The following is a 15,635-nucleotide window of genomic DNA, read 5'->3' as shown; positions in this document are numbered from 1 at the left end:
ATCGGCATCGCGGAACAGGTCCACCTGACCGGCGAAGATCACAGGGTCACCCTCAACATCACACTTCTTCTCCTAGCCGCCGTGAGCATTTGGCTGGCGACCATCTGGGTGTGTTTTCCAGCGACGACGCAAAGTGGTGACAGATCGCTACGTGACCGGTCACCACCGCACGAGCGATGAGCGAACGTCTCTGGGACTGCCCGAGCTCAACGTTCTCCGAGCGTTTCCACGAGGGCCGAGGCGATGAGGGCCACGGCCCGATCATCGTCGTGCGCCAGTTGCCGCAGGGTGTCCAGCGCGATGGTTCCCGGCATCTCGGCGAGTGCCTGGGTCAGTCGGATCCGCACCGCCGAGTCCGTTGTGTGTGCGGTGAACTCGTCGACCAGCGCTCTCATGATCCGGTCCGCCCACTTCGCGTCCCGCGCCAGCGTTCCCAAGAGCTCGGCCGCCTCGACATCGTTCGGACCCTCGACCACCGTGCCGACAAGTTCCGGCACGGCCCGGGTCACACCCCGCGCACCCAGCGCGAGCGCAGCATGTCTACGGACCGTCGCGTCCATGTCCCCGAGCGCGTCCGTGAGCACCGCGGTCGCCTCGTCGCCCGGCAGCTCGGCGAGCGCCAGGACCGCGCGCCGCCGGACGTCTACATCCTCCGAGACCATGCCGGATGCCACGCTCGCCACACCGTCACCGCCAGCCCGTGCGAGGGCCCACCGCAGGGCCCCGGCAACGTTCGGATCGGATTCAGTGAGTACCGCCTCGGCCAACAGCTCGGCGGGCACGTCCTCGACCGAAGCCAGGACGGCCTGCTGCCGCCGGGCGGCACTCTGCGAACCGAGTCCGTGCAGCAGCTCGACGATGCGCAAGACGTCTTGCCAGTCGGCGGGCTCGGTCGCATCGACCGTACGGAGCCGGTCGAGGAGTTCTCGCTCCCGGTTCAGTCTTTCCTCGGTCTTTCGGATGAGGTCGCCGACCAGTCCGGACGGGGTGAATCCGGGACCGTCGAGAGCGCGTCCGATCTGACTCAGTGACAGCCCCAGGGACCGCAGCCCCTCCACATGGAAGATCCGCCGGATGTCTTCGGGAGAGTATTCGCGGTAGCCACCCACGGTGCGACCGGTCGGTCGTACCAGACCGAGGGAGTCGTAGTGCCTGAGCATCCGGGCGCTCACCCCCGAGCGACGCGCCACCTCGCCGATCAGCACGCAGTTGTCTCCGCCCGGTCCGGACCGAGCGCGACGACCCGTCTCGCCGCACCGACGGCGAGGTCGAATCCGGCATCCGGGTCATGCAGGAGTCGCTCCGTGGCGCTCGCGTGCGCACGCACCGTCGGGTCGTGACTTGCCAGCGCCTTTAGGAGGACCGGCTCGACTACCTCGCCGAGCGCAATGAGGGCACGGCTCAGACTCAGTCGTACCTCCCGGTCACCGCGGCCGAATTGCGTGGCCAGCTCCGCGGCCAGCCCCAGCTCGTCCCCGTCGGGCACGAGAACGACAGCGGCGCGCCACGCACTCCGCGCGACCTCGTCGTCGGCGTCGTGCAGCAACGACCGTGTGATTGCGGGCCATGCGTCCCTGTCCCCGATCTTGGACAGCGTATGCAGCGCTTGGCTCCGGGCCGGTGCGCGTTCGGAACGGAGTTCCGCGCGGAGTTTCGGAACCGTGATCTCCGGCGGCAGACGGGTCAGCGCCCATGTGAGCATGTCGCGCACAAAGAAGTCCGGCTCGATCGCGCAGCGTTCTACGAGCGCGTCGACGAAACCGGGCTCGGGATGCGTGCCGACTGCCAGAGCCGCCTCGAGCCGCGTCGACGAGTTCGCAGCCGCCAATGCGTCGAGCAGTCGCGTGTCCTGTGGGTTCCTGTGTGTCGAGTTGATGGGGACCACCTCCGACAGCCAGTGAAGGCCTTCACACAGTGACAATGTCAAGTTCACGGGCGATACGGGCAGCGGGGCGGTACGTCGACGCACCATCAGGTCGGCACCGATGGCTGGTACGCGGCCGTCGCGGCAGCGAACACGGCCAACAGCGATCACCTGGCCGAGGAAGAACGCGAGGGCCGCACCGACTTTCGCCGACTGGCCGGGCTGCCGCGCCGCCATCAGCTGGCCGTCGCGTTCGCCGCTTACGAGGCGCGCAACTACGCAGGCGTCCAGCCCGTGGACAGGGATCCCGTCAGCTACGTCCGCGAAGCGGAGAAGAAGCCGCGGACCGCTGCGAGCGGATCGCTGAGTGTCGGCACCCTGAAGCGGAACTGACCCGGAACACCGGCCGTGGGCTCGGTCGTGCCCGCTGGACAGCTCTGTTTCTCACCGGAGGCCGAGCGCTGCCGAGCACCCTGCCCAAGGACCCCAGCCTCGAGCGGCGAGTACCTGCTCGGCGACGGCGATCTGCTGCTCACGGGTTGCTTTGTCGGCAGTCTGCGCATACGCGGCACCGCCGTATGCAGCCCATGTGCCCGGCGAGAATTGCAGGCCGCCCTGAAACCCGTTGCCCGTATTGATACTCCAATTACCGCCCGATTCACACGCGGCGAGGCTGTCCCATTCTTGATCGGTGGCGGCGGAAGCTTGGCCGACATATGCCATACCGGCTCCGCCGATGATCGCGCCGGTGGCGACGATCTTCTTGAGTGGGGTGCCCAGAGAGCTCATATCGCAGTTCCTTTCGAGTCAGCAAACCTATACAGGTGTCCAAGCATGAAAGGTGATCACTGGATCTTTTGGGGCCGTTCGAGTGTGGGCTGGGCATGGTGAGTTGTAGTGATAGTCCTCGATATCGTGTCCACATCGAAATACAGACCGATACGTAAACCTATTGGCAGCTGTCGGTCGGTCGAAAAGCTGTGGCGACCGACCGGATGAATGATGGTGCGCACGCGCGGAATGCCGACGACGGGTCACGGGCCATAAAATCCCTCCATTGGCAATGGATCGAACAACAAGTTCACGAAATTATCGGAAACCCGCTACAGGCCACGAAATCCATTCAGCCGCAACAGGTCGAACCAAAAGATCGAAATTGACAGGTGTCCGACGATTACCTACGGTTCAATCGTCGATTCTCACCGACCGCATTCGAAACCGTACGAGACAGGTGGCTGTCCGGGACTGCTCGCGCAACATGCATTCGGTGGTGGCGACGCGGCGCACGATCAATGGGCGACCACGTCCTCGCCGAGGAATCCACCTGACTGGTACCGCCACAGCTGCGCGTAGGTTCCTTCCGCGGAGAGCAACTCCTCGTGTGTCCCCTCCTCGACGATTCGCCCCTGGTCGAGCACCACCAGCCGGTCCATTCCGGCCACAGTGCTCAGCCGATGCGCGACGACCAGCGCCGTACGCCCTTGCATCAACTCCCAGAGCGCTTGCTGCACAAGCAATTCGCTTTCCGAGTCGAGGGCGCTGGTGGCCTCGTCCAGGAGCAGGATGGGCGCGTCCCGGATGATGGCCCGAGCCAGCGCGACCCGCTGACGCTGGCCCCCGGACAGTTTCACGCCGCGCTCGCCGATGAGCGTTTCCATACCCTGCGGCAGCGCGTCCGCGAACTCGGTGACGTGCGCGGCCTTGGCGGCCCGCAGGATCTCCTCGTCCGTGGCGCTCGGGCGTGCGAACCGGATGTTCTCGCTCAGGGTCCGGTGAAACATGGCCGGATCCTGTGGCACGTAGGCGATCAGACTGCGCAGATCCGCCTGCCGCAACCGGGCTATGTCCTGCCCGCCGATGCGTATCGTGCCGGATTGGATATCTATCAACCGCAGCAGCAGTTGGGTGATGGTGGTCTTGCCACCACCGGACTGTCCGACCAGGCCTACTTTGGTGCCGCTGGGCACGTGCAGATCCAATTCGTGGAACAGCTGTCGCGCACCCTCATACGTGAAGTTCACTGTCTCGAACCGCACGTCGAAGCCCTTGGGCCGCAGTGGTTCCGGATGTTCGTTATCGATCACCTTCGGTTCGTCCAGAAGCAGTTCGGTAAACTGCGCCGCCTCGGTGAGCACGGTCTCCAACCGCCGGTAGATCTGGTTGAACCGGAACATGATCCCGGTGGCGTTGAAGTAGTAGGTGAATGCCACCACGATGGCCTCGACCCCCGCATCCCCGCCGCTGAGGCCCAATGCGATCAGGAGGCCGATCACGTTGGTGAGCGCCACCAGCGGCGCCACCAGCGTATCTATCCGCAGGTTCGCGTAATCCCAGGAGCGCAACGACTTTCGCCGCGACGAGGCCACTCTTCGCTGATGCTCGGCCGCCTCCTGTGGTTCGGCAGCGAAGGCGCGCACCACCTGCATATTGGCCAAGCTGTCGGCCAGATGCCCGGAAACCAGCGCGATGGCGGCCTCGCGGTCGTCCACCAGCTTCTGGCGGCGCTGGATCAAGGGCATGATGACCAGCGCGGTCACCACGATCATCCCCATCAGCACGGCGACCAGGGCGGGGTTGTAGCGCCACAACACAACCGAGGCGAACAGCAGCGGCACCAGTGCCGCCAGAATCTCGAAGGCGAGGGTGTCCACGAACTGTTCGAACCGAGCCGCGAAGCTGAGCGAGCGCTTCGTCAGCGAACCGGCGAAGTTGTTGTGGAAGAACTCCGCGTCCTTGGCGAGCAACTCGTCCATGGCAAACACATACAGGTGCTCGATTCCGTAGGCGTCGACTCGGTTCAAGCAGTGAATCCCGATGCGCCACAGCAGTTCCGCGAGCAGCAGGGTGCCGCCGAAGGCGAGGGTATACGAAGCCAGAGCCCCGAAACCCGTATCCCCGGTCACCGCGACCCGGCCGACCATCATGGCGACGATCAGCGGTGCGATGTACAGGTTGCAGATATTGCCGAGCGCTGGCCCGAGCAGCGCCGGAATCGTTATGGCCTTGCGAGAGGCCATTTCTCGGCCATAGAAACGCAGCACCAGCTTTACCGCCGTCGCGCGTGAACTCATGCTCCCCCTCGTCTCGAATTGAACGAGCGACACAGGTGATCAATGATCCCGCGTCCAGGCGGATTACGGCCAGCGAATATTCGCTGCGGTCTCCGTGTCAGTGGACGGGACTGATGCGGGAACACGTACTGTCCCAGGCCGTCGGGTTCTCCACCGGCATCAGGCCGATACGATTTCCCTCACGGCCCTGATCCGAGCCGGCCCACCCCACAGTCACGACAGTCGGTGGCGTCCGCCGCCGAATTGGGGAACCATTGGTCTCAGCGCTAGCACGACCCTTCAGGTGTGGCCCGTCCGCAATCGAAGGAGGAGTCATGGGCAGGGAACGGAACCACAACGGTCAGCCAGATTTCGAAGCGCTGTACCGTGACGCGTCGCCGGAGCAGGATGCTCCCGAGTTGATCCCCTGGGACATCGGCGGCCCACAGCCGGTGGTGCAGCAGTTGGTGGCCTACGGCGCTGTGCGGGGTGAGGTGCTCGACCCCGGAACCGGCCCGGGACATCACGCGATCTACTACGCATCCAAGGGCTACTCGGCCACCGGGATCGACGCGTCGCCGGCGGCGATCGAGCGGGCCGAGCGCAACGCGGAGCGCGCCGGGGTGAGGGTGGACTTCGAGGTGGCCGATGCCACCAGACTCGAGGGCCTGGAGAATCGGTTCGACACTGTCGTCGACAGCGCCTTCTACCACGTGTTCCTCGATGACGAACAAACCCAGACCCAGTACGCGCAGGCCCTGCACCGGGCCACTAAACCGGGGGCGCGACTGTTCATGTTCGAATTCGGCCGCCACAACGTCAATGGCCTTCAGCCCGAGGGGTTACCGGCGGAGAATTTCGACCGGGTGCTTCCCGCCGCCGGGTGGCGCATCGACCACCTGGGAACCACCACTTACCAAGCCACCTTCAGCCCGGAGACGTTCACCCATCTCACCAAGGAGATGAGCGGCGACTCCGGATGGGCCGAGCGGATGAAGCCGATGCAAGAACAACTCCAGATCATCGCGCCGTTGCTGAAGAACAACCGGGTGCACCTGCCCGTATGGGCCGTGACCGCCACCCGCCTCGACTAGGTTCCGTGCCGAAGTGATGAGGGCGTAGCCGTCACCCCGGGGACAACCGTGGTTCATACGGGGTGTCCAGGATGTGCGGTGTGGCGGGAGCGAACGGACACAGCCTGGCGGGCAGTATCGCCTGTGCCGTGGTGTCTGCGGTGCTGTTCGCCGTCGCTGCGGCATTGCAGCATGGCACCGTACGGCAGGCGGCGACCGCGGAGCCGAGCGGCGTGCGCGTACTGGCGGTGGGTCCGCTTGCGCGCCGGATACTGACCAGCCGGCGAGGACAGCCAGCCCGGCGGGGTGAAACCCGTTGTGGTCAGGCCCATCTCGTTCATGACCGTGATGGCCTGCCGAAGTCGGGCGTCGGCCGCGGCGACGTCGAGCGCGGCGAATTCGGCGGCGCCGCGTGCCACCATCCGGGCGACCGCGCGGCGGGCGAACGAACCCTCCTTCGGGGCCCGGTGTTCCCAGCCGTGCAGCATGATCTCGTCGCCGTGAGCGCGGCGCTCGCGCAGGAATTTTCCGTAGTCGGGCGCGTCGGCCAGGCTCGCACCCCGCCATGGACCCGGGATCACCAGGATCGACACCGGGATGCCGAAGGCGTCGGCGTCGGCGCACCAGCGCGCGGTTTCCCGCTCGGAGGCCGGAGCAACATCATGGACACTCACCACCAGTCGTGCAGGCACGGGCGCAGGTTAGCAACGAACAGTTGCGGCCAACTGAACAGCAGGGATGCGTTGCCAGGCGAATCGGGACCTGTGGTGATCATCGGGTGCGAACACAGATACGCGGTCCTGCGGTGCGACGCTACGCGACCTTCGTATAGGTCAGGTCGAAGTCCGTCTTCCAGGTCCCTCGGTCCTCGGCCAACTCCCAGCGACCCAGGATCGTCGCACCGTCGTCGGAAAATCTGCCGGTAAATCGCTGTGCGAAGGGCTCGCCGTCGCGCTGCAACGTCCAGATGCCGTCGGTCAGGGTCATCTCGTAGATTCGCTGAACGTCCCGGTCGTCCGTGTAGAGCTGGTAGTAGGTGTCGCTCATTCCATCGCAACCGATGACTGCGACACCGTCGGGAGCCTCGGGCAGGTCGATATGCCAGCGCTGAACCAACAGCGGTGTGCCCGTGAGCCATTCGAAGGTGACCCGGCCCGCACCCGGCCACGGCGGCCCGCCAGGAGGTCCGGCCCGCATCGTCCATTCCCCGACGAAGACCTCCAGGCGCCTGCGTGCCGATTCGTTGGTCGACTGGTTCATAACGCTCTCCTCTCCGGTGGATCACTGATGTCGACGCCGCGAGATGCTCGATCTCATCGGTGATCCAGGCGGCAGATGAAAGGAGTCGAGGGACGAGCGCTCGGGCGTGCGGGCATCGGACTGTGACGACAATCACAGATGTCATGGTGTCGAGAATATTGCGCCAGCTCCGTCCCAGGGGCACGAGCGGCCACGACGGGCCGCCTGACGCAGGAGGAACGATGATCTACCGGATGGATCACGTCGGCGTTGTGGTCGAAGATCTCGCGGCCGCCATCGCGTTCTTCGTCGAATTGGGCCTGGAACTGGAGGGCGAGACAGCAGTCGAGGGTGAATGGGTGGATCAGCTCGTCGGGCTGGACGGCGTTAGAGCGGACATCGCTGTCGTGCGGACCCCGGACGGCCACGGCCGGGTCGAGCTGTCGACGTTCCACGCACCGGTGGCCACCAGCAGTGCGCCGAAGGCGCCGATGAACACCCCGGGCATCCCTCGCCTCACTTTCGTCGTCGACGCCGTCGACGACACCCTCGACCGCCTGCGCGCCCACGGCGCCGAACTCGTGGGCGAGGTGGCGCGGTACGGGGACAGCTACCGGTACTGCTACGTTCGCGGCCCCGAGGGCATCATCATCGGGCTGGTCGAGGAGCTCAACTGACGTAGGCTCCAGATGGCGCGGATCTTCCCGCTTTACGACGAGTACGCACGGAAGACCGAGCGCGAAATCCCGGTCGTCCTGCTCACTCCGCAGGACTGACCTTGGCAACCGCCGCGAACGCCAGTTCGATCATGGGTGGCGTTGTGGCGGTTCGTGGTGGTGCTCATCGCGGCGGCGGCACTGTTGTGTTCGCGGACATCAGAATTGGGCTAATCGACCTCGTTCAAGTGCACTGTCACGCTGACGCGGCCCCTGTCATCGCGGCGGGCAACAGCATGCCCGGACCTTTCGACGCCGTCCAGCTTCAGCGAGATGGGGCCACCCGCGCCGAGAAAGTTGCGCCACCACCTCTTCTGGTCCGGCATAGCGACCGCGATGGTGACCTCGTCACCAGAACGTCGAAAGCCCACCGGTGTGCTGATGGTGCGTCCGGAACGTCGGCCGACATAAGTGATCTCGGTGATCGCCCGGCTCACCCGAGGCCCGATCCATGGCGCCTTGGTCAACGCCATGACACCCGCGTTGAATCCGGCCGCGACAGGCCCCAACACCGCTTTGAGCTCCATCGCATCTCCTGATCGCCGAACGGGTATCGCCCACCAAACTAGCGGACCGCCGCGCGCTCGGCAGGGCAGCGATGGCGGCACGAAGAAATGCGCAGCACTGAATCCCACTGCGGCACTGATGAAATCACCGTAGTTGAAACGTACGTCGGCGTCGATTCCGCCGCCGCAGTTGTACCCGGCGGCATAGAGCATGTTGGCCGGAACCACTGTCGTCGTCGGCGTCGTCGCCTCCTGGATCACCGCCGCCATCAGCGACGTCGCCGCCGGCGTCGTAGCGATCGCCAGCAACACCGCCGGAGTGCTGGCATCCTCGCCCAGCTCAGTGCTGGATCAGGCCGCCGACTGGAACAGCAGCGACGTGGCCAGTTGCCGGAACAGTCCGAGCCAAGGCAAGACCGATGTCGACCAGCGATGATCTGCGCAGATGAGCGACGTCGGGGATAGGTGTCCAGACCGACTCGGCGGTCTCGCCGTCGGGCTCGGGCCGCAACCGGCCGCCGATGATACGAACCCCGTAGAAGATGCCGACATTCTGGTGTGGCAGCGGTCCGGGCACACGGCATTCCGCCGCTGGGATAACCCTCGAGTCCACACCCAGCAAGCGCTCGACCACCGCGTCACAACCGGTCTCCTCCCCGACCTCCCGGGTCACCGCGTCGAACGGATCCTCCCCGTGCTCGACTCCACCGCCGGGAAGAGTCCAGTTCGACTCGCCCTCTGGCGGTACATAACGCGCCAGCAGCACCCGCCCGCCCTCGATGCACACGGCGTAGGCCGCCAGCCGGAAACTCATCCGTGCACCGTATTCCGGCCGGTTTCGGCGGCCACTGGCGGCGTCCGTCAATAGTCGAGGGCATGTTCCGGTTGACAGACGTGCATGGGAGACGGCAGATACCGGACGATGGCGTCCAGGAGCGGGGCGATGTCGTCACTCCATGGCGCCGCATCACACAGGACGGGCACGGCGTCGCCGATGCGCGTGAGGCAGCGGATGCGCTCGTGCAACTGTTCGGGTGGGATCTCTCGCAGGTCGGGGATGGCGTCCGGATCCGGCACGTCCTGTTCCATCACCGTGGCCACGAGGTCGCGGTACCACTGCTCGGCGACTTTCCAATGGTCGCCGTAGAATTCGACGGCCATCGGTTCGAGCGCCCACATCGGGACCAGATCGATGACGCCTTCGAAATCGGTGCCGATAGGAATCTGCAGCGCCAACGGCACCGCCCCGCGCGTCTCGGTGATCGCGCGGACGCAGCGGTCGAAGTCGGCAGCGGGATGATCGAGTCCGGTCACCAGACACAGCCGTGCGACCTGATGGTCGTCGGCAAGCCGCAGAATCGTCCCGAGTCGCGGGGTGCTCTTCACGGCAGCGTTCACGACCGCGATTACCCCGTCGGCTACCCGGATCGACCGCTCCAGGTCCGCGATGGGCGCGTGGCTCGACAGCTCGGCGATATGGATAGTGTGATCGACGCAGTCCGTCACCCAGCGGACCGTGGCCGCCGCCGTGCCGGACCCGGTCCTGGCGAAACGACGGAACAAGCGGTGGACGACCCGGGTCGTCTCGTCGGAGTCCCCGATGATCGTGACGTTGCGGATCGACTGCGGGTCAATGGCTTTGGTGCCCATCGGCGTTGCGGTACTCCAGGTCGACTCGAGGGTCTCGTCGCGTCCTCGATCCGCACTCACCGTACCTCCGCGCGGATATCGCCGGAGCGGATTTCCGCCCCAAAATAGAACGTGTTCCTATAACGTCGGGTTTGTGCAGAAAGAACAACGGCCCGCGGTGGCAGATTGGTTCACTGCGGACGACGGCGCGGTACGTCTCGTGGGAACTCGCTGCGATGTGTGCGGCACACCGTATTTCCCGCGGAACACGCTGGCCTGTCGCAACCCGCAGTGTGCGAGCCCGAAGGACGGCTCCGAGCTGGTCGAGTACCTGTTCTCCACGCGTGGCCGGATCTGGTCATACGCGGATGCCCGGTACAAGCCGCCCCCGCCCTATGTCTCGCCCGATCCGTTCGAGCCGTATGTCGTCGCGGCGGTGGAACTCGAGGTCGAGCAGATGGTGATTCTCGGGCAGGTCGTGCGCGGCCTCACGGTAGACGACCTGGCCGTCGGCATGCCGGTCGAACTGACCCTCGGCGTGCTGTACGAGGACGCGGAAGCGGAGCACACGGTGTGGATGTGGAGGCCGGTCGATGCCTGACAGGAATGATCGCGACATCGCCGTCCTCGGTGCGGGCATGCACCAGTGGGGCAAGTGGGGGCGAAATTTCGTCGAATACGGGCTGGTCGCGGCGCGCGCGGCACTGGCCGATGCCGGGGTGGACCACCTCGACGTCGGCTACGTCGCCGGTGCGGACACGATCCGCAACGGATACCCCGGATTCGTCTCCGGTGCGACATTCGCCCAGGCGTTGGGCTGGTCGGGTGCGCGGATCTCGAGCAGCTACGCCGCCTGCGCCTCCGGTGCGCAGGCCATCGCCAATGCGCGCGCCCAGATCCTGGCCGGGTTGACCGATGTAGCGCTGGTGATCGGCGCGGATGCCGCCCCGAAAGGCTTCTTCCAGCCGGTCGGCGGTGAACGCCGCGACGATCCGGACTGGTTGCGCTTCCACCTGCTCGGTGCCACCAACCCCATCTATTTCGCGCTCTATGCCCGTCGCCGGATGGCGCTGCACGGTGCCACGCTCGACGATTTCGCCGCGGTCAAGGTGAAGAACGCCAAGCACGGCCTGAACAACCCGTACGCCCGTTACCGCAAGGAAGTTTCGGCCGAGGAGGTCGCGGCCTCGGCGATCGTCTCGGACCCGCTGCGGCTGCTCGACATCTGCGCGACCAGTGACGGTGGTGCGGCACTGGTGCTGACCTCGATGGAGTACGCCCGCCGCCACGGCGTCACCGACCCGGTCCGGATCCGGGCGCTGTCGACGGTCACGCCGACGTTCCCGAAAACCGTCCTCGACCTGCCGGATTTCGCGACGGACTCCGCCGTGGCCGTCGAGCCCCCGCCGCACGCGTTCCGTTCCGCCATCGCGCACGCCGCGTACGAGGAAGCCGGACTCGGGCCCGCCGACCTGTCCTTCGCGGAGGTCTACGACCTCTCGACCGCTCTGGAGTTGGACTGGTACGAGGACATCGGGCTCTGCGACACCGGCGGCGCCGAGGAACTACTGCGCAGCGGCGCAACGACTTTGGGTGGTCGTGTACCGGTGAACCCCAGTGGTGGGCTTGCCTGCTTCGGTGAGGCGATCCCCGCGCAGGCGATCGCTCAGATCTGCGAGCTCACGTGGCAATTGCGCGGCCAGGCCGACAGCCGCCAAGTGGAGAACGCCCGTGCAGGCATCGCGGTGAATCAGGGCCTCTTCGGCCACGGCTCGGCAATCATCGCCACCCGCTGAACCGAGGCCGATCCACGCTGCGCGATCAAGCCGTGGTCGCCGGTTGTTGGATCGGCCGCCCGCCAAGTCGAACTCGACCACAATCGACTGGAACAGTTGCGTGACACGCTCGGCCTGAGGCGCGGCGGCCGTCTCGACGACCCTGAGAACAACCGGTTCGGTTCCCGTGAGCTGGGCGCGGGCGGGGACGCTAAGAACTGGCCGAGCTGTGGCGCGGCGGCGAAAACCAGTGGTCCATCAGCGTCGAGGTCATGCCCGATGCCCTGGTAGACAGCACCGACGTGGACAAATGGCAGGAAAAGTTCGACACCGCCGCCCGGTCTGTCGGTCTCGGCGTTGTCGAGATCCGCGGATTTCCGTGACCTTTTGCGCCTGCTGATGGCCATACTGTCGCACGGACAGGGGCTGTCCCGAACGCCCCTTCAGGTGTGGCGGGGTGGAGTCTGTGTCGACCGGATGCGCAATGATGTTGTCCCGTGGGTGATTACACGTTGGTCTTCGACCGGGTTCGGGGTTCGCTGCTGGGTGGGGCGATTGGTGACGCGCTCGGGTGGCCTATCGAATTCTTGCAGCTGGCCCAGATTCGCCGACGCTACGGAGACGAGGGAGTGCAAGGTTTTCTGCCTCAGCATGACGCGGATGCGCCGCAACAGATTACCGACGACACCCAGATGACATTGTTCACCGCGGAGGGTCTGTTGCGGTCCGTTCCGGGTGTCGACCCGGTGCCAGCGGTGCGCAGGGCGTATCTGCGGTGGTTGCAGACCCAGACACCGGATGCTCCCGTACTGGACAGTGATGGTTGGCTGGCGAGTCTGCCGTTTTTGTATGCGGCGCGGGCACCGGGGAATGCCTGTATGTCCGGGCTGAACAAGCAGGCACTGGGGTATCTCGCTCCAGGCATGCTCGATGAACCCGGTCCGGTGAATCCGGGGTCGAAAGGTTGCGGCACGGTGATGCGGTCGGCACCGTTCGGACTGGCCGGTGCGGGCCCGGACCTCGCGTTCACCACGGCTGCTCGCAGCGCGCAGCTGACCCACGGGCATCCCACGGGATATCTCGCCGCAGGAGCGTTCGCGGCACTGATCGATCGTGTTGTGAGCGGTATCGAGCTGCCGATTGCTGTGCAGCAGACCATTACTCAGCTCGCCGCACTCCCCGCAGGGGCGGAAACCGTGGCGGCACTGACCCGCGCTGTCGAACTGTCCGAGGGCGTGGCGAGCGCTGAGAAGGTCGAGCAGGTCGGCGCGGGATGGATCGCCGAAGAGTGCCTGGCGATCGCGGTGTACTGCGCTTTGTTCGCGGTCCGGACCGGCGATGTCCGCGCAGCGCTGCTGTTGTCGGTGAACCATTCCGGTGACTCCGATTCCACCGGCGCGGTCGCGGGCAACCTGATCGGCGCCGCCCATGGCGTGTCCGGGCTGCCGATGGAGTGGGCATCCGCGGTCGAGGGTCGCGATGTGCTGGTCCAGGTCGCCGACGACCTCGTCCTGAACTACTTCGTCGGCGACCGGTCCGCCTTGAACAACCGGTACCCGTTCGACGAGGGACTGTAAGGGTCGTTCATGTGCGAACGGGCTCGAAGGCGATAGGCGATGTCCACGATCCCCCCGAACCGGCATACGGTTCCGCTCTCGGGAGCGGTTCGTTTTCGGTCCGGCAACGACAAGCGACGCGACGCACTCGTCGTCCGACCGCACATCGAAACCGCCTGTCGCCGCACGTCAATAGATGTAGACCACCGCGTTTTCACCGCCGGTGCAGGTCACCAACTGTCCCTCCGCGACGCAGTTCATGGTGTAGGTCCGGCCGGTCACCGGACTGGCTGCCACTACCGAGCGCGATGAGCGCGAGACGTTCGTGGCGGCGGATTCGGCGTAGGCCTTGCGGACCGCTTCCGCGAAACCGCAGCTGGTGACCGAGGACCCGGTGGCCGACTGGGTGAAGCTGCCCGCGACGGGTTGGCCGTTCGTGCAGTTCGTCGCGCCCGCGGGCAGGGTGACCGAGGTAGGTGCGGCCTTGGTGGTCGAGGTCGACGGCGATGTGCTCGAACCGCCTGCGGTGCCGATGGCGGCCGTCGTGGTCACCTGCGCACCTGCCTGCACATTCGAACTCCCGGATTTGCCGGAGCCGAGCACCTGCCAGCCGATGGCACCGCCGACCGCAAGCACCACGATGACGAAGACGGTGACCATGATCGGCAGCATGACCGATCGATCCCGCTGATACGGATCCGCGGCGGGATCCTGTGCGTAGTAATCGTTTTCGTAGTCCGGTTCGGCATAGCCCTGCGGCGAATACTCAGCCGGTTGGGGCGACGGCCGGTACGGGTTGGGCGCCGCATGGGCAGGACCGCGCGGCGGCTCGAATGGCGGTGTGCCGGAGAAGGGTTCCGGCAACGGGACCCGGCGCGTCTCCGGAGCAGACGAATCCTGTTGCGCGCCATACTGTTCCGGATACTGCCGCGCCGGGTATCGAGCCTCCGGGTACCCCGCTTCGGGGTAATGCGACTCCGGATACCGCTGAGTGGCCGGAGCCGCCGGATCACCCGGGTACCGCGCTGACGGCAAGTGCTGTGGAAACTCCGGCGGCGACTCCTCGTACAAATGCGCATCCGGGAACGGCCGCACCTGCCGACCGACCCCGGGCGACCCGAACGACGGACCGGCGGGCTGCTGCGGCGGCAACGGCGTGAACTGCAGGTCGGCGGGTGAGACCACCGTCGGCCCGGTCGGATGGATCACCGCCGGAATCGTTCCCGTCGACTCCGCGGGCGAGGCCGGACCGCGGTGCACCACAGCCTGATCCGACGGTCCGCGCGACGGATCGGGCGGCCGCACGATCAGTGTCGGCGTATTGGCGGCGGGCGCGGTGCCGAGTACGGCCCTGGCCGCGCGCGCCAGATCGGTCGCGGTCGGGAAGCGATCGGCGGCCTCCTTGGCCATGCCGCGGGCGATCACCTCGTCCATCGCCGCAGGCACGCCCGGTCGCTGCACGCTCGGTCGTGGCGGCGCCTCGGTGAGGTGCGACCGGATCAGCCCACTCATGCTCCCGGACGGGAACGGTGTTGCTCCGGTGAGGCATTCGTGCAGTACACAGGCGAGTGAGTAGATATCGGCGCGACCGGTCACCGGTCCGGAATCGAATCGCTCCGGGGCCATGTAGGTGTAGGAGCCGATGGCCATGCCCGCCTGGGTGACCGCGCTGTCGCCCTCGATATGAGCGATGCCGAAGTCGACCAGGTAGGCGAAATCCGCCTCGGTGACCAGGATGTTGGCCGGTTTCACATCGCGGTGCACGAGTCCGTCGGCGTGCGCGGCGTCCAAACCGGCCGCGATCTGCTCGATAATGCCGATCGCGCGCTCGGCGCTCATCGGCCCCTGATTGCGCAGGATCTTGCGTAGATCGGTGCCGGGCACCAGCCGCATATCGATGAACAGCACACCGTCGATCACGCCCCAGTCGTGGATCGGGATGATGTGCGGTTCGGCCAGCCGGGCCGCCGCCTGCGATTCGCGGCGGAAGCGCACCTGGTAGACCGGGTCCCTGGCGAGTTCGTCGGACAGCAGTTTGACCGCGACCACGCGGTCCTTCACCGTGTCGTACGCCTCGTAGACCTCGCCCATACCCCCTTTACCGAGCAACGCTCTGAGCTCATACGGCCCGAACCGACTGCCGACTCTCCATCCAGGTCCGTCCACCCCGTCATTCCTCCACATCCCGGGCAAAGATCGCCCATCACCAGCTCCGGGTATGCGCGAT

14 protein-coding genes and 1 pseudogene are annotated in these 15,635 nt (G+C 66.0%); 5 read left to right on the top strand and 10 right to left on the bottom strand.

What is annotated here, in order from left to right; translation table 11 throughout:
* Nucleotides 1–206 precede the first annotated feature (206 nt).
* The 4 genes and pseudogenes from ACQPZ2_RS11615 to ACQPZ2_RS11600 all read right to left on the bottom strand — a co-directional run bounded on the left by ACQPZ2_RS11615 (nt 207) and on the right by ACQPZ2_RS11600 (nt 4,935).
* Nucleotides 207–1,205, bottom strand: a complete 999-nt coding sequence (locus ACQPZ2_RS11615) for a MerR family transcriptional regulator (RefSeq protein WP_433525543.1) — start codon at nt 1,203–1,205, stop codon at nt 207–209.
* Nucleotides 1,199–1,885, bottom strand: a complete 687-nt coding sequence (locus tag ACQPZ2_RS11610; RefSeq protein WP_433527395.1) for a HEAT repeat domain-containing protein — start codon at nt 1,883–1,885, stop codon at nt 1,199–1,201. Before ACQPZ2_RS11610 ends, ACQPZ2_RS11615 begins: the two co-directional genes overlap by 7 nt.
* A 429-nt stretch (nt 1,886–2,314) precedes the next feature.
* Nucleotides 2,315–2,653: pseudogene (locus ACQPZ2_RS11605) on the bottom strand (transglycosylase family protein); the annotation flags it as partial.
* A 500-nt stretch (nt 2,654–3,153) separates the two neighbouring features.
* Nucleotides 3,154–4,935 (bottom strand): ABC transporter ATP-binding protein, encoded by a 1,782-nt coding sequence (locus ACQPZ2_RS11600; RefSeq protein ID WP_433525542.1) that lies wholly within the window; start codon nt 4,933–4,935, stop codon nt 3,154–3,156.
* 314 nt (nt 4,936–5,249) lie between these two features.
* Here ACQPZ2_RS11600 and ACQPZ2_RS11595 point away from each other — a divergent pair, with 314 nt between their 5' ends.
* Entirely contained in the window at nt 5,250–6,008 is a 759-nt protein-coding gene (locus ACQPZ2_RS11595; protein ID WP_433525541.1) for a class I SAM-dependent methyltransferase, read from the top strand.
* Between the two features lie 53 nt (nt 6,009–6,061).
* On the opposite strand, the gene ACQPZ2_RS11590 is transcribed toward ACQPZ2_RS11595, so the two are convergent.
* The gene (locus ACQPZ2_RS11590; RefSeq protein WP_433525540.1) at nt 6,062–6,679 is read right to left on the bottom strand and encodes a DUF2334 domain-containing protein; all 618 of its coding nucleotides are present in this window, start codon (nt 6,677–6,679) and stop codon (nt 6,062–6,064) included.
* Nucleotides 6,680–6,800: 121 nt separating this feature from the next.
* Nucleotides 6,801–7,247 carry a hypothetical protein gene (locus ACQPZ2_RS11585; RefSeq protein WP_433525539.1) on the bottom strand — a complete coding sequence of 149 codons (447 nt, stop codon included), beginning with the start codon at nt 7,245–7,247 and terminating at the stop codon, nt 6,801–6,803.
* A gap of 221 nt (nt 7,248–7,468) precedes the next feature.
* Between ACQPZ2_RS11585 and ACQPZ2_RS11580 the strand changes: the two genes are divergently transcribed.
* Nucleotides 7,469–7,903: a VOC family protein gene (locus ACQPZ2_RS11580; protein WP_433525538.1), complete on the top strand. Its 435-nt coding sequence runs from the start codon at nt 7,469–7,471 to the stop codon at nt 7,901–7,903.
* A gap of 209 nt (nt 7,904–8,112) precedes the next feature.
* Here the strand turns inward: ACQPZ2_RS11580 and ACQPZ2_RS11575 are convergent, their stop codons facing one another.
* From ACQPZ2_RS11575 to ACQPZ2_RS11565, 3 genes are read right to left on the bottom strand one after another with little or no spacing between them, the layout of a single operon-like run.
* A complete protein-coding gene (locus ACQPZ2_RS11575) occupies nt 8,113–8,760 on the bottom strand; it encodes a hypothetical protein (protein ID WP_433525537.1) in 648 nt (215 codons plus the stop codon).
* A 28-nt stretch (nt 8,761–8,788) separates the two neighbouring features.
* A complete protein-coding gene (locus ACQPZ2_RS11570) occupies nt 8,789–9,262 on the bottom strand; it encodes an NUDIX hydrolase (protein ID WP_433525536.1) in 474 nt (157 codons plus the stop codon).
* Nucleotides 9,263–9,309: 47 nt separating this feature from the next.
* Complete coding sequence (locus tag ACQPZ2_RS11565; protein WP_433525535.1) at nt 9,310–10,158, bottom strand: GTP-binding protein; 849 nt, start codon at nt 10,156–10,158, stop codon at nt 9,310–9,312.
* A gap of 73 nt (nt 10,159–10,231) precedes the next feature.
* Between ACQPZ2_RS11565 and ACQPZ2_RS11560 the strand changes: the two genes are divergently transcribed.
* From ACQPZ2_RS11560 to ACQPZ2_RS11550, 3 genes are all read left to right on the top strand, one after another.
* Nucleotides 10,232–10,678, top strand: a complete 447-nt coding sequence (locus ACQPZ2_RS11560) for a Zn-ribbon domain-containing OB-fold protein (RefSeq protein WP_433525534.1) — start codon at nt 10,232–10,234, stop codon at nt 10,676–10,678.
* Nucleotides 10,671–11,873 carry a lipid-transfer protein gene (locus ACQPZ2_RS11555; RefSeq protein WP_433525533.1) on the top strand — a complete coding sequence of 401 codons (1,203 nt, stop codon included), beginning with the start codon at nt 10,671–10,673 and terminating at the stop codon, nt 11,871–11,873. Before ACQPZ2_RS11560 ends, ACQPZ2_RS11555 begins: the two co-directional genes overlap by 8 nt.
* Before the next feature lie 476 nt (nt 11,874–12,349).
* Nucleotides 12,350–13,429: an ADP-ribosylglycohydrolase family protein gene (locus ACQPZ2_RS11550; protein ID WP_433525532.1), complete on the top strand. Its 1,080-nt coding sequence runs from the start codon at nt 12,350–12,352 to the stop codon at nt 13,427–13,429.
* 168 nt (nt 13,430–13,597) lie between these two features.
* Here the strand turns inward: ACQPZ2_RS11550 and ACQPZ2_RS11545 are convergent, their stop codons facing one another.
* On the bottom strand, nt 13,598–15,499 hold the full coding sequence (locus ACQPZ2_RS11545; RefSeq protein ID WP_433525531.1) for a protein kinase domain-containing protein: 1,902 nt from the start codon (nt 15,497–15,499) through the stop codon (nt 13,598–13,600).
* Nucleotides 15,500–15,635: the final 136 nt, after the last annotated feature.

Origin of the sequence: Nocardia pseudovaccinii (assembly GCF_050942345.1) — a bacterium.
GTDB classification, from domain to species: domain Bacteria; phylum Actinomycetota; class Actinomycetes; order Mycobacteriales; family Mycobacteriaceae; genus Nocardia; species Nocardia pseudovaccinii.
This window is presented reverse-complemented; position numbering and strand designations above follow the sequence as displayed.